The following is an 18278-nucleotide window of genomic DNA, read 5'->3' as shown; positions in this document are numbered from 1 at the left end:
TCGCCGAGCCCGGCACCGCCCCCGCCGCCGACGGAGGCCGCGGTGATCACGGTGACGCCGTCGCGCTCGTACGGCTCGGAGTACACCCGCCGCACCGTGATCGCGTCGCGCGCTTCGGTGATGATCTCGTCGATCTTCATGTCGACCTCCTCGCTGTTCGCGGGACTCGGTCTTCGGACACGCCCGTGGTCGTGGCCGGTTCCAGGCTCCCGCCGTCCGCGGTCCGGGGGCAGTGCGGTTGGTCCCGTCCGACGATGACGTTCGGCACTGCCCGCGGCGTGGTGGCGGACGCAGGCTGGAGTCATGACGGAAGTGCTGTCCTGCCGGGGTCTGCTCAAGCGGTTCGGCGACCTCACCGCGGTCGACGACGTGACGTTCACGATCTCCGCCGGGGAGACCTACGGTCTGCTCGGGCCCAACGGCGCGGGCAAGACGACGATCATCTCGATGGTCGCGGGCATCCTCCGCCCGGACGCGGGCGAGGTGCTCGTCGAAGGTGTGCCCGTGTCCACCAGGACGACCGAGCCCAAGGGGCGCATCGGCTACGTGCCCCAGGAACTCGCCCTCTACCCCGATCTCACCGGACGCGAGAACCTCAGGTTCTTCGCCCGTCTCCAGGGGCTGTCCCGTGCCGCCGTCGCGCAGCGGGTGGCGCACGTGCTCGACGTGGTCGGGTTGGCGGACCGCGCCGACGAGCGCGCGGAGCACTACTCGGGCGGTATGAAGCGGCGGCTGCACATCGGCATGGGCCTGCTGCACGAGCCGATCCTGCTGGTGCTGGACGAGCCGACCGCGGGTGTCGACCCGCAGAGCCGCAACGCGATCATGGACAGCATCCGCGAACTCGCCGACAGCGGCCTCGCGATCCTCTACACCACGCACTACATGGAGGAAGCCGAGCGGCTGTGCGACCGCGTGGGCATCATCGACGGCGGTCGGCTGGTCGCCGAGGGCAGCAGGCGCGAGTTGGTCGAGCGGCTGGCCGAGCGGGACCGGATCTCGCTGTCGGTGGACGGCGACCCGGCGGGCGCGAAGCGCGTCGCGGAGCGGATTCCCGCGGTGCTGGGGGTCGCCGCCCACGGCGACGGTCTGGAGCTGCTCGTGCACAGCGCACGCCAGTGCCTGCCGGGCGTGCTGTCCGCCTTGGCCGAACAGGACGTCCACGTGCGCGCGGTCGAGGTCGACGAGCCGAACCTGGAGACCGTCTTCCTCCACCTGACCGGCCGAGCACTCCGGGAGTGACGCCGTGCGAACAGCTCTCCTCATCTCCGCGAAGGACCTCCGCCAACGGTTGCGCGACCGGTCGGTGCTGGTGTTCTCCCTGCTGCTCCCGCTCGGGCTGGCTCTGGTGTTCAGCTTCGTTCTGGGTGGTGTCGGCGGCGGGGGCGACGTCTTCCGGTACGCGGTCGTCAACGCCGACGGCGGCCCGGTGGCCGCCGTCTTCACCGACGAGGTGCTGCCCGCCGTGGTCGAGGGCGGTGCGGTCGCCGTGCGGGCGGCGGCGTCCAGGGACGAGGCGCTGGGCCTGGTGGGCAGCAGTGACGTCACGGCCGCGTTCGTCGTGCCGCCGGGGTTCTCCGCGGAGGTGAGCGCGGGCCGACCGGCGACGATCGAGGTCGTCGGCGACGTCGACTCACCACTGGGCGTCGGGGTGGCGCGGTCCGTCGCCGGGTCGTTCGCCGAGCGGCTGACGTCGGTGCGGGTCTCCGTCGCCGCCGCGCTGCACGGCGGGTCCACGCGCGATCCCGCCGAGCTGGTCGCCGAGGCCGCGGCCGCGACCGACCCGCTGCGCCTGGTCGACGTTCCGGCCTCGCGCCGGGAACTGGACATGACGACCTACTACGCGGCGGGCATGACGGTCTTCTTCCTGTTCTTCACCGTCCAGTTCGGCGTCACCAGCCTGCTCGACGAGCGGCGGGCGGGCACGCTCGCCAGGATCCTCGCCTCACCGGTGCGCCCGTCCGCCGTCCTGCTCGGCAAGCTGACCACCAGCCTGGTCGTCGGGGTGATCGGCACCACCGTGCTGGTGGTGGCGACGAGCGTGCTGATGGGGGCGAGGTGGGGCCATCCGCTGGGGGTCGCGCTGCTGGTCGTCGCCGGTGTCCTCGCCGCGACGGGGATCGTCGCGGTGGTGGCCTCCCTCGCCAGGACCTCCGACCAGGCGGGCGGGTGGCAGGCCGTCGTGGCGATCACCCTGGGCGCGCTGGGCGGCGCCTTCTTCCCGGTGGCGCAGGTCGGTGGTCCGCTGGCCGCGCTCAGCCTCGTCTCCCCGCACCGGTGGTTCCTGCGCGGGCTGGCCGACCTGGCCGGGGGCGATGTCGCGGCGGTGTTCCCGTCGGTCGCCGTGCTGGGCGCGTTCGCCCTCGTCGGCTTCGGCACCGCCTACGCGCTGACCCGTCGGGAGGTGGGGTTGTGACGACCAAGGTGACGACCAAGGTACTGACCATCGCGGGGATGAACCTGCGCCGGATCTTCCGCGACCGCACCAGCCTGTTCTTCGTCTTCGTGCTCCCGCTGATGCTCGTCCTGATCCTCGGTGCCGCGTTCGGGGGTCCCAGCACGCCGAAGCTCGGGGTGCTGGGCGCGACCTCGGGGCACCTCCTCGACGCGCTCCGCGCGGAGCCCGGCCTGCGCGTGGAGGAGGTGGCGGACGAGGCCGAGCTGCGCACGGCGGTCGAGCGCGGCGAGCTCGCCGCGGGTCTCGTCGTCCCGCCCTCGCTGTCCGCGGCGGTCGCCGCGGGAGGCGTGGCCGAGCTGCGCCTGGTCGTCCGGCAGGACGGCAACGGTCAGCAGACGCGCCCGCTCGTGGCCGGGGTGCTCGCGCGGGAGGGCGGCAGGCTCGCCTCCGGTGCGTTCGTCGCAGGCCTGAACGGCACCGACCTCGACACCGCGCTGTCCACAGTGGATTCCGTGGCGGAAGCGGTGCCTGCGATCTCGGTGTCCGCGACCACCACCGGCGAAGCGCTGTTCCCCGCCGACCTGGGGATGTTCTCGCTCGGCGCGTCCAGCCAGCTGCTGCTGTTCATGTTCCTCACCGCGATGAACAGCTCGGTCGCCCTGATCGAGACCCGACGGCTCGGCCTGTCCCGACGCATGGTCGCCACTCCCACCTCGGCGGTGACGGTCGTGCTCGGGGAGGGGTTGGGTCGGGTGGCGATCGCGCTCGTGCAGGGCGTCTTCATCGTCGTCGGCACCGCGCTGCTGTTCGGCGTGCGCTGGGGCGACCCGGTCGCCGTGGGCGCCTTGCTGCTGCTGTTCGCGCTCGTGGCGGGCGGCGCGGGGATGCTGCTCGGAGCGGTCTTCCGCACCGAGCAGCAGGCCGGGGGCTTCGGCGTGCTGCTCGCGCTCGGGCTGGCAGCGCTGGGCGGCTGCATGGTGCCGCTGGAGTTCTTCAGCGGAGCCCTGCGCGAGGTCGCCCTCCTCACCCCCCACGCCTGGGCCGACCGGGGGTTCGCGGCACTCGGCCGCGACGGCGGCGCGCTGCCCGACGTGCTGCCCCAACTCGGCGTGCTGGCCTGCTACGCGGCGGTGCTGTTCGCACTGGGCGCGTGGCGGTTGCGCGCGGTGCTCACCAGATGACCAGGGCGCGGGACCTCCGTGTCCACCAACAGGACTTCCGCCTCCCCGTTCGAGACGCGAACGCCAAGGGGGAAGTCGACCGGCAGAGGAGATGACATGACCAGCAACGTCGTCGGTTTCGACACCCTCGGCAAGAACGACACGGCGGTAGCGGGCGGCAAGGGGGCGAACCTCGGGGAACTCACCGGCGCGGGCCTGCCCGTGCCCCCCGGATTCGTCATCACCGCCGACGCCTACCTCGCCTCCATGGAACGCGGGGGGACCCGCGACGACCTGCGGTCCGCCCTCGACACGGCCCTGCTGGCCGTGGACAAGCCCACCGAGCTCACCGCCGCCTGCGAGCTGCTCCAGGACCTCGTGCGCAAGGCCGGGATCCCGGACGACGTGCGCGCGGCCGTCCTCGACGCCTACCACGCCCTCGGCCAGGACGCGTCGGTGGCGGTCCGGTCGTCGGCCACGTCGGAGGACGGCGCCGGGACGTCGTTCGCAGGCATGAACGCCACCTACACCAACGTCGTGGGCGACACCGATCTGGTCGACCGCGTGCGCGACTGCTGGGCCTCGCTGTTCGGTCCCAGGGTCATCGCCTACCGGGCCAGCAGGAAGATCGTCGAGGAACCCGCCATCGCCGTGGTCGTGCAGCAGATGGTCGACTCCGAGCGCTCCGGCGTGGCCTTCACCGCCGACCCGTCCAACGGCAACCGGGACCGGGTCGTCGTCGAGGGCGCGTTCGGCCTCGGCGAGGTCGTGGTCAGCGGCGCCGTGGAACCCGACACCTACGTGCTCGCCAAGACCGGGCCCCGGCTGTTGGAGGCCCGCGTCGGCCACCAGACCCACAAGATCGTCCGCGGTCCGGACGGCGCGGACCTCCGCGTCGACCTCGACGAGCACACGGGGGCCGAGCGGGTCCTCACCGACGACGAGGCCATCGACCTGGCGCGCCTGGCGCTGCGGGTCGAGGAGCACTACGGCACTCCCCAGGACCTGGAGTGGGCGATCGCGGACGGCAGGACGTGGCTCGTCCAGTCGCGGCCCATCACCACGTTGGAAGAAGGTGAAGCACCCGGAACGGTGCTGCTCAACGGTTTGTCCGCCTCACCGGGCCTCGCGAGCGGCCGGGTGCGGGTGCTGACCTCGCCGTCCGAGGGCGGCAGCTTCGTCGACGGTGAGGTCCTGGTGGCGACCATGACCAACCCGGACTGGGTCCCCACGATGCGCCGCGCGTCCGCGCTGGTGACCGACGGCGGTGGCATGACCTGCCACGCCGCGATCGTGGCCAGGGAGCTGCGCGTGCCCTGCGTCGTGGGCACCCGCAAGGCCACCCAGGTCCTGCGCGACGGCGAACTGGTCACCGTGGACGGCGCGGGCGGCCGGGTCCTGGAGGGCGACGTCGGCGGACCGGTACGCACCACGCCCCGCCAGGAGGCTCCGACCACCGCGGGCGCCGTCGAGACGCTGGCGACCAAGCTCTACGTCAACCTGGCGATGCCGGAGCACGCCGAGGAGGTCGCGGCCCTCCCGGTGGACGGGGTGGGCCTGCTGCGGGCGGAGTTCATGCTCACCGAGGCCCTCAAGGGCACCCATCCCCGGTACCTGCTCGCCCACGAGACCGGGGACGAGTTCGCCACGGCGATGATCGAGGCGCTGCTGCGCATCACGCGGGCGTTCTACCCCCGGCCCGTGGTTTACCGCGCGATCGACTTCCGCACCAACGAGTTCCACGACCTCCTCGGCGGGGCGGAGTTCGAGCCGCACGAGGACAACCCGATGATCGGCTACCGTGGCTGCTACCGGTACGTCAAGGAACCCATGCTGTTCGGCCGCGAGCTCGACGTGCTGGCCAGGGTTCGGGAGCAGACGCCGAACCTGCACCTGATGATCCCGTTCGTGCGGACGAAGTGGGAGCTGGAGGCGTGCCTGGAGCAGATCGACGCCAGCCCGCTCGGCCGCCAGCGCGGCCTGCACCGGTGGGTCATGGCGGAGGTCCCGTCGGTCGCCTACTGGATTCCCGAGTACGCCAGGGCGGGCATCGACGGGGTGTCCATCGGCAGCAACGACCTCACCCAGCTCGTGCTCGGCGTCGACCGCGATTCCGAGGTGTGCGCGGAGCTGTTCGACGAGTCCGACCCGGCCGTGCTCGACTTCATCAGCCGGATCATCACGGCCGCCAACGACGCGGGCATCACGTCGTCGCTGTGCGGGCAGGCACCGTCCAACCGGCCGGAGTTCGCCGAACACCTGGTGCGCCAGGGCATCACGTCGATCTCGGTCAACCCCGACGCCGTGCACGCCGCCCGGTCGGTGATCGGCTCGGCCGAACGCAGGCTGATGCTGGCGGCAGCGGTCCAGGCCAGGAGGTGAGCGTGATGCGGGACGACCACCCGGACGTCGGGACCGTGCGGGCCGTCATCGGACTGGCCTGCCGAGCGCCGTCGATCCACAACACCCAGCCGTGGCGGTGGACGGTCGGCGACAGCTCGGTGCACCTGTTCGCAGACCCCAGCAGGACCCTGCCCGCCACCGATCCGGACGGGCGCGACCTGCTGGTCAGCTGCGGTGCGGCGCTGCACCACCTGCGGGTCGGCTTCGCCGCGCTCGGCTGGGCGACGGTGGTCCGCCGTCTGCCCGACCCCGCCGAGCCCGACCACCTGGCCGCGGTGACGTTCTACCCGAGGCAGGCGAGCGCGGAGGACATCGCGCTGTCGGCAGCCATCCCCCACCGCCGCACCGACCGCAGGCGCTTCAGCTCGTGGGAGGTGCCCGCCGACCTGGTGCGGGTGCTGGTCGACCGGGCGGCAGAGCACGGCGCGATCCTGGTGGCCGCCGACGACCCGCGCGACCGGTTCCGGATCACCTCGGCCATCAGCGCCGCGTCGTGGCAGCAGGGGATGAACCCGGCCTACGCGAGCGAGCTGGCGGCTTGGGCCGGTCGTGGCCGCGGTGCCCGCGAGGGAGTTCCCGCCGCGAACATCCCCTCGGTGCCCGTGTCCCACGGGGACACCGAGATGCGTCCGTTCCCGAACGGCTCGCTGACGGTGTCCACGCCGGGCTGGGAGGACGACGCGGGCGCCCTGCTGGTGCTGGCGACGTCCTCCGACGACCGGGGATCGCGGCTGCGCGCCGGGGAGGCGCTGAGCGCGGTGCTGCTGACGGCGACGGACTCCAGGCTCGCCACGTGTCCGCTCAGCCAACTGCTGGAGGTCACCGCCACCAGGGACCTGCTGCGCGAGCACGTGCTCGACGACGTCGCGTTCCCGCAGCTGGTGCTCCGGGTCGGCTGGGCGCCGGTGAGCGGTGAGCCGCTGCCCGCCACTCCACGCCGCGCCCTCGACGACGTGCTCGGATGAGGCGAGGACGCGCCGAACGGCCCCACCGTCCGGCGCGTCCGGCCCGGTTCCCCGCTGCCGCGACGTCCGGGCGGCGGATCGGGCGGGCCGATGCGGGGGTGGCCGTCCCCGGAGCACGCGGGGCGCTGCTCGCGCCGTCCGACCGCTCGTGCGACGAGCGGGTCAGGAACCCGGACAGACCTCATCCCCGTGTCGGAGAACCCGGCACGGGGATGTGTGGCGACCGCTACTCGGCCGGGACCTCGATCCGGATCTTGCGGTCCTGCTCCGGTTCGCTGATCGGTACGCGGATCTCCAGGACGCCCCGGTCGTACTTGGCGGAGATCGTCTCGGTGTCCGTGCCCGCGGGCAGCGTCACCGAGCGGCTGAAGGAGCCGTAGCGGAACTCCGAGTGGTGGCGGTCGTGCTTGCGCTCCTCCCTCTTGGCGGAGATGGTGAGCGTGTTCTTCGAAGCGCTCACCTCGATGTCCTTGTCCGCGTCGAGCCCCGGCAGCTCCGCCCGAACGACGTACGAGCCGTCGTCGACGAAGTCCTCGACGTGGACGGGGTGCCTGTTCGCGCTGAACGGCCACGCCGCGTCGAACAGGTCCACCACGTCCGGGATGAACGTGCTGGTCGGACGGCGGATGATGGAGGTCATCTCGTTCCCTTCCTTCCCTGCGTTGCTCCTGTCTCCAGGAGACACCTCGCGGACGCCTCTGGCCAGAGGCGTGCGCACTCTGGCCAGAGGGACTTCCGTCACTGTCCACAAAAGACTAGAGATCGGTTTCGGGATGGCCCGGTGGCGCCACGACCTGGTCCACCTCGCGTCGGCGGGACGACCGCACCGCGGCCACGAGCAACGTCGTGCCGCCGAGCGAGACCACCAGGACCCCGCCGAGGAGCAGCGCCGTGGAGACCCAGCCGAGCGCGGGCACCGTGGCACGGGCGGACAACCGGGTGTCGACCACCCGCGAGCCGTCCGGGTTCAGGACGGCGACCGCCCACGTGCCCTCGTCGGCGTGCCACGTCAGCGATCCCGTCCCCGATGCGGCCCAGGTCGGCCGGGTCGCGGGCGGCGGACCGCCGTCCAGGTGCCGGTAGACGACCTCCGGACCGATGCCCTGAACCTCGTCGCGCTCCACGACGGACAGGTAGCGGTTCACGTCGTCGGCGGGGCCGATGCCGATGATCACGTCCTCGTCGGCGCGCAGTTCGACGTCACCGAGCCAGTCCGTGCCGATGGGCCACGCGGCCTCGGTCCACCGCAGGTCCACGGTGCCGAAGGACAGCGCGTACCCGTCGCTGTGGAACGACTTCGCGCCGGTGTGGAGGTAGCCGTCGGCATCGCGCTGGGTCGCGTCCGCCCAGAGCCCGAGCGAGCCCGCCGCCGAGAGGGCCACGCCGAACAGGAGCAGGGCCACACCGATCACGGCCGCCGCGATCCGGCCTCCCGACCACCCCCCGCCGTCGGCGTGCGGCGGCGGCGGGTGGTCGATCGTCGTCACGCCGGGCTCGTCGCCGCCGGTGTCCAGGCGGAAGGGCGGGTAGGCGTCGGTCATCAGGCCCGCGTACGCGGCGACTCTCAGCGCCCACCTGTCCATGCCCAGCAGGAAGTCGAACAGCCCGCGCGGGTAGCGGCCGGTGACCAGCAGCGCCACGCCCGCGAACAGCGCGACGAGCCCCACCAGGCCGCCGGTGCGGGTGGCCCACGCCCCCACCCGAGACGCCGCGTACCCGCCGCCACCGAGGAAGACTCCCAGGACGAGGTGGTGCGGGATCGCCAGCAGCCACCACTTGACGAGCACCAGACCTCGGGACAGGTGCTCGGGGTAGGGGACGTCCAGCGTCGCCGGGTAGTCCGGCTCAGCGCCGAGGCTGAACGGCGGGTACTGGTCGGTGGCCAGCGCGCCGTAGGTGTAGTAGGCGACGCGCCACGTCCAGCGCAGCACGGCGAGGGTGAAGTCGAACAGCGGTCGCGGGTAGCGGCCCGTGACCAGGATGCCGAAGAACGCCAGCACGGTGCACACCGCGAACCCGACCCACAGGAACGCGAGCACGACGTGGTGCGGGATCGCCAGGAACCACTTCACCGGCCAGAGCCCCCGACTCGGTCCCGGATCGAGCCGACCCCGCACGTGCACCGGGTAGCCCGCTGTCGCCGTGGTCATCTGGCGCCTCCCCGATGTGCGGTGGAAGTCCGTTGTGGATGGTCAGTTGTGCAGCTTGAGCAACAGGTCCCGCAGCCGGTCGTGGAGCTGGTCGACCACCTCGGTGTACGTGCCCGCTGTCGCCTCGGCGTTCACCCCGGCACCGTTCACGGTCAGCCGGGCGTGCGCGACGACGAGCGGCCGGGTCCTGCGGTCGGCCGTCGTCGTCAGCCGCACGGCCGCGAGGTCCACCGGCGCGGGCGCGTACTTCGCCAGCGCCCCGACCTTCGCCGCCGCGTAGTCGCGCGCGTCGTCGGGCACCTTCGCCGTCAGCGAGACCTGGATGTTGTCGATGGTGGTCTGTCCTGCGTGGCGCATGTCTTCTCCTCGTCGGCTGTGCACTTCCACGCTCGTCCACAGCGGTGGGCGGGGTGAGAGTCCAACCGGCCGACGTCGACGGGACTTCGGACCCTGACGCGGGTTCCCCGCCGTGCAGCGGGTTCCGCGATCGTCACCGGGGGCGGACGACCGCCAGCGGACACGGGGAGTGGTGGGCCAGCGCCTGGCTGGTCGAGCCGAGGAGCATCCCGGCCAGCGCGCCGTGACCGCGGCTGCCGACCACGAGCAGCCGTGCCTTCCGTGCCTGGTGCAGCAGCGAGCGCACCGGCGGGTCCTCCGTCACGACGCGTTCGACGCGCACGTCGGGGAACTTCTCCCGCCACCTCGCCAGGCTCTGGTCGAGCACCCGCAGTTCGGCCTCCTCCACCCGCGACCACTCGGCCCGCGGCCAGGTCCGACCGTGGAGGGCGGGTTCCAGGTAGTCCGTCCACGCGATCACCGCCACCAGCGGAGCTCCCTGGGCCGCCGCCGCTTCGAACGCGAAGCCGGCCGCCGCCTCACCGGCGACCGACCCGTCAACGCCGACCACGATCGGACCATCCTCCGTGGACTCTCCCCTGACCACGACGACCGGGCACTCGGCGCACGTGGACGTCCCGAGCGCCGTCGACCCCGCCAGCAGCCGGGCGAAACCGCCGAGTCCCCGCGATCCGAGCACGATCATCCCGGCACCCTCGGATTCGCGGGCCAGGACCGGAACCGCCGCACCGAGGACCAGCTCCGTCTCCACGGTGACGTCCGGCGCCGCGTCGCCCGCCGCCGCGCGGGCTTCCGCGAGCCACCGCCGTCCCTGCGCCTCGATGGCGCCGGGGATCCGCGAGCCGACCGCGAGGACGGTCGGCGCCACCTTGGCGGGCATCAGGTAGGCGTGCACCAGCCGCAGCACGCTGCCGCCCTGCCGCGCGCACTCCAGAGCTCCCCACCGCACCGCCCCCATCGACGACGCCGATCCGTCGACGCCGACCACCACCGAGTTCCCCGTACGAGTCACCGCAGCTCACCTCCACGACCACAGGTGCCACGCCCTCGACGCTAGGAGGCCGAGGGGGGCGGCGACGCGGCCCTTGGTCCCGAGTGCACAGGTCCGCTGGTCACGGCTCGGCCTTCCGCGGCACCGCGCAAGCGGGAAACGCGCGGCGCGCAGTGCGAATCCGTGCCCGTGGGCCTGCTCGACGACCGCGGGACAGTGGAGGGAATTGCCATCGCGAGCCACTCGTCCGAAGACGGGCGCCACCACAATGGTGGTTCCGCGCGCCGGCGAGACCGCACCCTCGCGCCTCCCCGGCAAACGATCGTCCATTCGACTGCTTCTCCGCGCGGATTCAGCACCGATCGACCGGCGAGTGGTGTTCAATGGTCAACCACCCCTTCATCAGCCCGCTCGACGCAATGCCTACCCGATCCGGTTGGAGGCGAATGAATTCGGATGAACCCGATGTCGACACCTCGGGCGCGGGAACCACGTCCGCCGAGGGCGGGGACTGGCGACTCGCACTGGGTTCCCTGCTGGTCGCCGCGAGCCCGCTGGCCGATCCGCTCGGGCTGATCCGGTCGCTCGTGGAGTGCGCCCGCGTCCACAGCGGTGCGACGGCAGCGGCGCTCACCGTGCCGTTCCACGACGGCAACTGGGTCCGGGTCGTCGTCGCGGCGGGTGGGTCCGCCGAATGGGAGAACCGCGTCCTGCCGCTCGAGGGCTCGGCCACCGCGCTGGCGGTCGAGGCGGGGCGAGCCGTGCTGGTCGACGAGACGACGCTGCACGAGCGCACCGGGCAGTCCGCGAGGTCGACGACGACGGGCCCGTCCGTCGTCGCACCCGCGTACAGCGGCGGCCAGTTCCGGGGAGCGCTCCTGCTGAGCAGGCTGCCGGGGCAGGCGAACTCCGCCGAGTCGGACCGCGGGATGGCGACCGCGTTCGCCGAGTACCTGGCGTGGGCACTGCTCGTGCCGGAAGGAGGAGCAGTCGGCCACCTCGCACCGGCGGACGACGGCACGGACGCGGCGGCGCGCGTCTACGGGCACGTCGCGGGCAGCCTGTTCGCCATCACGTCGCGGTTGTGCTCGCTCAGGTCGCAGGCGCCGGAAGCGCTGTCGAAGTCGATCGACGCCGCCGTCCTGGAGGCCGACCGGATCGCGACCAGCGCGCGCGTCGTCGCGAGCGAGCACCGGAGAAGCGGTCGCGATCGATCGCTCGACGCGGTCCTGTCGGCCTTCAGCGCCTCCGTCGCCGAACACGGGCTCGTCGGCAGCGTCGAGTTCGACGGCAGCAGGTCGACGCCCCGCTCGACCGTCGACGCGGTGAAGCGGTGGATCCCCGGAGCCGTGTCGATCGCGGCCAGGTTCGGGGTCACCCGAGCCGTCTCGCTGGACCTGGCCGTGCGGCACGCGGCAGGTGCGAAGGTCATCGCAACCGTGCGCTACCGGGGATGGCTACCCGAAGCGGAATTACCGCCCAAGGCGGACATCACGCCGAATTCGTGGTCGGATGCCAATTCGGACAACGACGCCGATAGCGCGGACGACCGCGATATCGCGCTGCGGCTCATGACGCCGCACGACAGGTCGAGCGAACAGGACTGAGATAGACGTCGCAACTCTCGGTCGGGACTCCACTGGAGTGCGGATCGGGAGACCAGTCCAGCCCACCACAATTGGAACCTGCTCACCGGGAATTCGGTACGGCGGATCCCAGCCGCTCGAAACGCAACTCTCCCGCGGTCAGCCGAGTCGAATGCGGGCGACGCCGGTCGTCGCGGTCCCGTTCAGCACCAGACCCTTGACCCCGCCGACCAGGCGCATGAGCGCCATGAGGGCCCAGCGCTGCGCGTTGTCGGCGAAGTGACCGGAGATCGTCACCAACCCGTCCACGGCGCGCACCTGCCAGTTCGCGGTGGCGTAGCGGTCACGGAGCAGGTCCTCGATCCGCCACTCCAGCGCGTGGTCCTCGGACGTGAACGCGCGCACCAGGTCCGCGTAACCCAGGACGCCGACCACCGACCCGGACGCGTCGACCACCGGCACCTGGCCGGCCAACTCAACGGACCGAGCAGGCACCACCGGGCTGATCATCACATCGACGGCTCCCATGCGACCAGGATTTCCCCTGTCGTGAGCCGGCGGCAGTGAGGTTGGTCCCCATCACAGATGACCTTGGTCCCTGTTCCGGTCGGTGCGCGGACGTCACACCGGACCCGAGCCGTGCCGACCCTGGGATTCGTCGGGTCGGCGAATCGTCGGGTCAGCGCGCCCGTGCCGCACGAGGACCAGGACGAACTGCCGGAAGACCTGCGCGGCCCCCAGTCGACCACGTCGGCCTGAGGCCCCGCCACCGGCTAGCGGCGATGTCCGCGCACGTCGGACCGCGACCGCCGGTGTGCCCACCAGCCTGTCGCCGCCAATGCCCCGAGCGGGATGGCCACGAGCCAGAGGGCCGGTTCGGTGGCCATCGCGTGCCACGCGGTCGAAGGCACCTGCTGGGCGAGGAGGAAGCCGCCCATGACGACCAAGAACCAGCCGAATCCCTTGCGCAGCAGCTCTTCGGGGATCCGCCCGGCCAGTGCACCGCCGAGCAGGCTGCCCACCACGGCCGCGACCGTGACGGCGAGCGCCGAGGTCCAGTCGATCTCCACGGTGGCCAGGTAGCCAGCAAGACCCGCGAACGACTTCATCGCGATCACCACCAGCGATGTGCCGACCGCCGCCGCCATCGGCAGGCCACCGAGCAGGGCCAGTGCGGGGACGACGAGGAAGCCGCCGCCCGCACCGACCAACCCGGTGACCAGTCCGACCACGACGCCTTCGACCAGGACCCGGCCGATCGGCAGTTCACCGTGGACGGCGGGCGTGCTCCCGGCCTTCCGCCCGCGGATCATCGCGACGGCGGTGACGATCATCATCACGCCGAAGCCGACCAGCAGCCAGGCACCGGGGATGAAGGCCGCGAGCCGACCTCCTCCGTACGCTCCGGTCATACCGGCGGCTCCGAACAGCAGGCCGGTGCGCCGGCGCACCCGACCGGCCCTGGCGTGCGACACCGCGCCGACGGCGCTGGTGACGCCCGCGACGAACAGCGACATGGCGATCGCCTGCTTGGCGTCCACCCCGGCCAGGAACACCAGGATCGGCACGGTCAGGATCGCCCCTCCCCCGCCGAGCACGCCCAGCGCGAGGCCGACCAGCACCGCGGCGACGCGTGAGGACGACGGCCGCCGAGTGGTTGGACGCCCGAAGGTGCCGCGAGCCCGCCACGACCTGAGCACTGGCCGTCCTGCGGGTCACGACGGCCCGCAGGTCCTGTGGGCGTTCGCGGACAAGGGCGTTCGGCCTCGGCTACCGCACGGTGTCCGAACACGCCTGGGTCAACGGCGGACCACCCTGCCAGTGGATTTCGCGAAGCACCCACATCGGACCTTTCGAGTCCACGTTCCGAGGTTGGGCGCGCGACCCCTGTGGACTTGGCGAGCGCTGGGCGTTCGAGCCGCACCGGCTGCCGTTGGAGGGTCCCGAGCACACGACCACGAGCGAGCTGGAACACCGGCTCGAGGTCCGCTGGGAGACCATCACCGGTCCCCGGCTGTCGGTCGCCCTGTGAGTCGCGCGGTGCCGGGATCGTCGTCCTCGAACCCGTGCACCAGTTCGCTGCGCACGCCGACAACTCCGGGCAGCTCGCGGGTCAGCGCGATCGCGATGTCGACCTCGCTGCGCCGGTCGAGTTCGCCGGACAACGTCACCACGCCTTCCTCGACCACCACGCCGACCATGTCCGGGTCGACCCAGAGCACCCCGCGGAACACGAACCGCCGGATGTCCTCGCGCAGTTCACCGTCGTCGCGCAGGTACGAGCGCAGCAGGTCCCGCCTGGCGAGCACGCCGACCAGCTCACCCGCGCGGTCGACGACGAACAGCCGCCGCACGTTCGCCTCCGCCAGCACCCCGGCCGCCTCGCTGACCGGCGCGCCGGGATCGATCATGATCACCGGCTTCGACATCACGTCACCTGCCGTCGTGCCGAAAGCCTTGCGCCACCTGGCCCTGCGAGCGCGACCGGCGAACAGACCGGGACCGGACCGGCTACCCCCTCCGTACTCCTGCTTGGCCAGCAGGTCGGCCTCGGAGACGACACCGATCGGCGTTCCGTCGTCGTCGACGACCGGGACCGCGCTGATTCCGTTGTCCGCCAGCAGTTCCGCGACCTCCTTGAAGGTCGTGCCCGGCCGTGCCGTCACGACCGCCCTGGTCATCACCGACCCCACCACGGGTTCGCGCACGTCACCCACCCCGCCTTCCTGCCAGGTCCGGTCAGCTGATGTCGATGTGGATCTCAGGCCGCTGCCGCAGCGTGTTGTGCACCGTGCAGTGCGAGACGACGGCGTGCAGGCCCTGCCGCAGGTTCGCCGGTGTGCCGTCGGGCACGCGCACGTCGAGCCGCACCCGCTCCACCCGCGCGGGCCGATCGGCCGCCATGCGGTAGTCCGCGGAGACCCGGAGACCTTCGCGGTGCACGTGGTGGCGGTCGAGGTAGCGGCCCGCGTAGTACGCCGTGCAGGCGGCCATCGAGGCGACGAACAGCTCGACGGGTGACGGACCGCGGTCCACCCCGCCGTTGTCCAGGGGCTGGTCGGTGGCCACGTGGTGGCCGCGCATCCGGACCGCGTACTCCTCGCCGCCGACGAAGTCGACGTGGATCCGCGCATCACGGGAGTCCTCCGAGCCCGTCACCGCGGTCCCGGTCGATCGGCCGACCGACATGTCCCACTCCCTCCGCTCCCAGCGAGCCCGAGCAGACCCGCGGTGTTCGACGGCCCCGGGGTGCCACGGCCGCACGGTTGTCTCCCCCCGCCGTCAGCGAGCCGCCGACGTGGTGGGGTCCTCGGTATCGAGGGGGTCGCGCAGCACCAGCCCGGTGATGCCCGGCACCGTGTGGGCCAGCGCCGTGACCACTCGGCGTTCCGCCTCGTCCTCGAACGGTCCGCTGATCGTGGTGTCACCGTCGACGACGCGGACCCGCCAGCGCGCCGCTCGGCTGTGGTCGCGCAGCAGCCGGTCGATCCGCGAGGCCAGCACGTCGTCGTCGGGCACCAGCGTGCGCAGCAGGTCCGTGCGGCTCACCACACCGACCAGCACACCGGCCTCGTCCACGACGGGCAGGCAGTGCAGTCCGTGGCGGAGCACGGCGTCCGCCAGTTCCACCACGGTCGCGGTCACGTCGGCCGTGATCGCGGGCGCGTGCACCACCTGCGCCACGACAGTCCGGGAACTCGCCCCGGTGACGCTCGCTCGCAGGAGATCCGACCCGGTCACGACCCCGACCACGTGCCCGTCCTCGTCGACCACCGGCAAGGCCGCGAACCCGTGGTCGACCAGCAGCGCGTTGGCGGCGCGGACGGTGGTGCTCGGACTGACCGAGACCACCGGGCGCCTCATCACCTCGGTGGCTTCCATGGAACAAGGCTTCCGCTCACCGCTGTCCGCGGACAGTGCGGTTGGTCCCGTGCATCCCATGACGTTCGGCACTGCGGTCAGCGGATCCGGCGAGTCCACTCCGGACCGACCTCGGCCCACTCGTCGGCCCACCGGCGGAGGGAGGCCCTCCTGTTGGCCCAGCACACCAGCGAGTACAGCGCGGCCAACGCGCCGACGAGCGCCGTCCACGACACCAGCGCGACCACGACGGCACCCAAGCCCGCGCCCACGGACGTCATCGGCGGTTTGGTCACCGCCCCCTCGTCGTCCACCCAGATCCGCACCGAGGCTCCCGCCTTGGCCCCGTCGTTCGCCGCCACCTCGCCCGTTCGCGTCGACCCGTCGGGCAGCTCCCACGACGCGGGGACGTCCGAGACCCGCACACCACCGGCCTGGTCGACCGTGCGGGTGAACGGCGGGGCGTCGACGAGGAGGACGGCGAGGGCCTGGTGCCGGGTGCTCAGCTGGTGCCTCGAGTCGATCGACCGGGACTCGTGCAGCTCCGAGCCCACGGTCGCCGCGACGGGCACGCCGAGCAGCGAGACCGCGACGGCGAACACCAGCACCACGCCTTCGAACCGATCACCCCTGCGGGCCAACGGGTTGCGGCGGTCGAACACGCTGCGCACCAGTCGCGCGACCGGTGATGCGGGCTGGCTGTTCATGGTCGTCCTCCTCGGGCTGGTACCAGGCTGCTCCGGACCGCGGTCGCCACACAGGGCCGTTGGTCCGCGGCGCGGAGAGCCGATGGGCACCCGACGAGGCGTGCAGGTCACTCCGGAACGGGGTCCCCGTGCGGTGTTCGCCCGCGGCTACGAGGCGGACCGTAGGGCCAGGTCCCGAACCCCCTTGGAGGAGAAGATGTCCACGCAACAGCTCACCGCCGCGGTAGCCGACCGGTACGCGGACCTGCGCGACCGCGGGCTCGCCGTCGCGCTGACCGAGGAAGACCTCGCCGAGCTGAGCTGGCTGGACCCGCTGGAACGCACGACCTGCCGACTGCACAAGCGCTGGCTGCACCAGTGCGTGCACTCCCCCGCGCACGTCATCGTGGTGACCGGGCACCGGTGGTGCCGCGACTGCGAGTGCTCGGCGACCGTCGGCGTCGACGAGCTGACCGGTGACGTCGTCGTGCGCTGCACCCGGTGCCGCAGGTCGCCGAACAGCCGCGCCACCCGCCAACTCGTCCGCGCCTGCCGCGCGAGCCTGGCCGCCGCTCAGGACGGCAGACCCTGACCACACGGGTACTCCGACCCTGAACCCGGCCATCGATCGGTGCCACGGTCTACAGGGTGACCACGGCGGAGTGCCACGCCAGGAGGTGATCCGGATGGACCGCGGTACGCCGGACGAGACGACGGTCCGCGCGGCGGTGACGATGGCCTGCCGTGCGCCGTCGGTGCACAACTCACAGCCGTGGCGGTGGCGGTTCGGCCCGGAGGGCCTGCACCTCTTCGCGGATCCCTCCCGTCACCTGCCCGCTGTCGACCCGACCGGCGCGGACCTGCTGCTCAGCTGCGGAGCCGCGCTGCACCACGCGCGGATCGCGTTCGCGGCCACGGGTTGGCGGGCCACCGTGCACCGACTGCCCGACCCCGACCGCCCCGACCACCTCGCGGTGGTCGAGCTGTCGCGGCACGACCCGAACGAGGTCGAGGTGGCCATGGCGAAGGCGATCACGTTCCGGCGAACCGACCGCCGCCGCTTCTCCTCGTGGCGGATACCTCCCGCGCTGCTCGCGCAGCTGGCCGACCGCGCGAGGGCCGAAGGCGTCATCGCCGGCGACGTGGCGGACGACAAGGCGCGGTACGAACTGGTCATGGCCATCATCCGCGCCGCCGAGGCCCAGAACGCGGACCCCGAGTACGCACTGGAGCTGCGGACGTGGAGCGACGTCGGCGCCCGGTCCGTCGAGGGCGTTCCCGCGGCCAACATCCCAGCGGGCGACGTCTGGTACGGCGACGTCCGGACCCGGACGTTCCCCTCGGGAGAGCTTCGCCAGCCCGGCGGGGCGGAAGTCGACGACGAGGGCTCGCTCGTGGTGCTCGGCACCACCTCTGACGACCGGATGTCCTGCCTGCGCGCGGGTGAGGCCACCAGTGCCGTGCTGCTGGAGGCCACCGCCGCCGGACTGGCCACCTGCCCCTTGACCCAACCGCTCGAGGTCGCGGAGACCAGGGAACTGCTGCGCACCGAGGTGCTGGGCGGAGCGACGTACCCGCAGATGGTGCTGCGGATCGGCTGGGGGCTGATGAACGCGGCCCCGCTCCCGCCGACTCCCCGTCGTCCCCTCGACGACGTGCTGGATCCCCCCACCGGCTGACCGTGGGCCTGCGCCCTTCGGACCGAGCACGAACTGGATGGA

Annotated in this window: 18 protein-coding genes; 8 read left to right on the top strand and 10 right to left on the bottom strand. The window is 72.2% G+C overall.

Features of this window, described 5'->3' with window-relative positions; genetic code table 11:
• Positions 1-303: 303 nt before the first annotated feature.
• The 5 genes from VFZ92_RS19645 to VFZ92_RS19625 all read left to right on the top strand — a co-directional run bounded on the left by VFZ92_RS19645 (position 304) and on the right by VFZ92_RS19625 (position 6926).
• Entirely contained in the window at positions 304-1242 is a 939-nt protein-coding gene (locus VFZ92_RS19645) for an ABC transporter ATP-binding protein (RefSeq protein WP_330877429.1), read from the top strand.
• Between the two features lie 4 nt (positions 1243-1246).
• On the top strand, positions 1247-2416 hold the full coding sequence (locus VFZ92_RS19640; RefSeq protein WP_330877428.1) for an ABC transporter permease: 1170 nt from the start codon (positions 1247-1249) through the stop codon (positions 2414-2416).
• Positions 2413-3579, top strand: coding sequence for an ABC transporter permease (locus tag VFZ92_RS19635; RefSeq protein ID WP_330877427.1), 1167 nt, complete (start codon positions 2413-2415; stop codon positions 3577-3579). The genes VFZ92_RS19640 and VFZ92_RS19635 overlap by 4 nt, the downstream gene beginning before the upstream one ends.
• A 96-nt stretch (positions 3580-3675) precedes the next feature.
• On the top strand, positions 3676-5940 hold the full coding sequence (gene ppsA, locus VFZ92_RS19630; protein WP_330877426.1) for a phosphoenolpyruvate synthase: 2265 nt from the start codon (positions 3676-3678) through the stop codon (positions 5938-5940).
• Positions 5941-5945: 5 nt separating this feature from the next.
• Positions 5946-6926, top strand: a complete 981-nt coding sequence (locus tag VFZ92_RS19625) for an Acg family FMN-binding oxidoreductase (protein WP_330877425.1) — start codon at positions 5946-5948, stop codon at positions 6924-6926.
• A 226-nt stretch (positions 6927-7152) separates the two neighbouring features.
• On the opposite strand, the gene VFZ92_RS19620 is transcribed toward VFZ92_RS19625, so the two are convergent.
• From VFZ92_RS19620 to VFZ92_RS19605, 4 genes are all read right to left on the bottom strand, one after another.
• Positions 7153-7566: an Hsp20/alpha crystallin family protein gene (locus VFZ92_RS19620; protein WP_330877424.1), complete on the bottom strand. Its 414-nt coding sequence runs from the start codon at positions 7564-7566 to the stop codon at positions 7153-7155.
• Between the two features lie 115 nt (positions 7567-7681).
• The gene (locus VFZ92_RS19615; RefSeq protein WP_330877423.1) at positions 7682-9076 is read right to left on the bottom strand and encodes a DUF4389 domain-containing protein; all 1395 of its coding nucleotides are present in this window, start codon (positions 9074-9076) and stop codon (positions 7682-7684) included.
• A 42-nt stretch (positions 9077-9118) separates the two neighbouring features.
• Positions 9119-9433, bottom strand: a complete 315-nt coding sequence (locus VFZ92_RS19610) for an HPF/RaiA family ribosome-associated protein (protein ID WP_330877422.1) — start codon at positions 9431-9433, stop codon at positions 9119-9121.
• Positions 9434-9566: 133 nt separating this feature from the next.
• The gene (locus VFZ92_RS19605; RefSeq protein WP_330877421.1) at positions 9567-10445 is read right to left on the bottom strand and encodes a universal stress protein; all 879 of its coding nucleotides are present in this window, start codon (positions 10443-10445) and stop codon (positions 9567-9569) included.
• A gap of 425 nt (positions 10446-10870) precedes the next feature.
• Between VFZ92_RS19605 and VFZ92_RS19600 the strand changes: the two genes are divergently transcribed.
• Positions 10871-12031, top strand: a complete 1161-nt coding sequence (locus VFZ92_RS19600) for a hypothetical protein (protein ID WP_330877420.1) — start codon at positions 10871-10873, stop codon at positions 12029-12031.
• A 138-nt stretch (positions 12032-12169) separates the two neighbouring features.
• Here VFZ92_RS19600 and VFZ92_RS19595 read toward each other — a convergent pair whose 3' ends face one another.
• The 6 genes from VFZ92_RS19595 to VFZ92_RS19570 all read right to left on the bottom strand — a co-directional run bounded on the left by VFZ92_RS19595 (position 12170) and on the right by VFZ92_RS19570 (position 16578).
• Positions 12170-12538: a hypothetical protein gene (locus tag VFZ92_RS19595; RefSeq protein ID WP_330877419.1), complete on the bottom strand. Its 369-nt coding sequence runs from the start codon at positions 12536-12538 to the stop codon at positions 12170-12172.
• Between the two features lie 245 nt (positions 12539-12783).
• Positions 12784-13632 (bottom strand): sulfite exporter TauE/SafE family protein, encoded by an 849-nt coding sequence (locus tag VFZ92_RS19590; protein WP_330877418.1) that lies wholly within the window; start codon positions 13630-13632, stop codon positions 12784-12786.
• 378 nt (positions 13633-14010) lie between these two features.
• Positions 14011-14718: a CBS domain-containing protein gene (locus VFZ92_RS19585; protein WP_330877417.1), complete on the bottom strand. Its 708-nt coding sequence runs from the start codon at positions 14716-14718 to the stop codon at positions 14011-14013.
• 31 nt (positions 14719-14749) lie between these two features.
• Positions 14750-15199: an OsmC family protein gene (locus tag VFZ92_RS19580; RefSeq protein ID WP_330877415.1), complete on the bottom strand. Its 450-nt coding sequence runs from the start codon at positions 15197-15199 to the stop codon at positions 14750-14752.
• A 93-nt stretch (positions 15200-15292) separates the two neighbouring features.
• On the bottom strand, positions 15293-15892 hold the full coding sequence (locus tag VFZ92_RS19575) for an HPP family protein (RefSeq protein ID WP_330877413.1): 600 nt from the start codon (positions 15890-15892) through the stop codon (positions 15293-15295).
• Between the two features lie 77 nt (positions 15893-15969).
• Complete coding sequence (locus VFZ92_RS19570) at positions 15970-16578, bottom strand: hypothetical protein (RefSeq protein ID WP_330877412.1); 609 nt, start codon at positions 16576-16578, stop codon at positions 15970-15972.
• Positions 16579-16774: 196 nt separating this feature from the next.
• Here VFZ92_RS19570 and VFZ92_RS19565 point away from each other — a divergent pair, with 196 nt between their 5' ends.
• A complete protein-coding gene (locus tag VFZ92_RS19565) occupies positions 16775-17149 on the top strand; it encodes a hypothetical protein (RefSeq protein WP_330877411.1) in 375 nt (124 codons plus the stop codon).
• A 94-nt stretch (positions 17150-17243) separates the two neighbouring features.
• Positions 17244-18236 (top strand): Acg family FMN-binding oxidoreductase, encoded by a 993-nt coding sequence (locus VFZ92_RS19560; protein ID WP_330877410.1) that lies wholly within the window; start codon positions 17244-17246, stop codon positions 18234-18236.
• Positions 18237-18278 lie beyond the last annotated feature (42 nt).

The organism is Umezawaea sp. (genome assembly GCF_036375055.1).
Classification (GTDB): Bacteria; Actinomycetota; Actinomycetes; order Mycobacteriales; family Pseudonocardiaceae; genus Umezawaea.
Note: the sequence above shows the minus strand (reverse complement) of the source record. Positions and strands in the feature narration are given on the sequence as shown.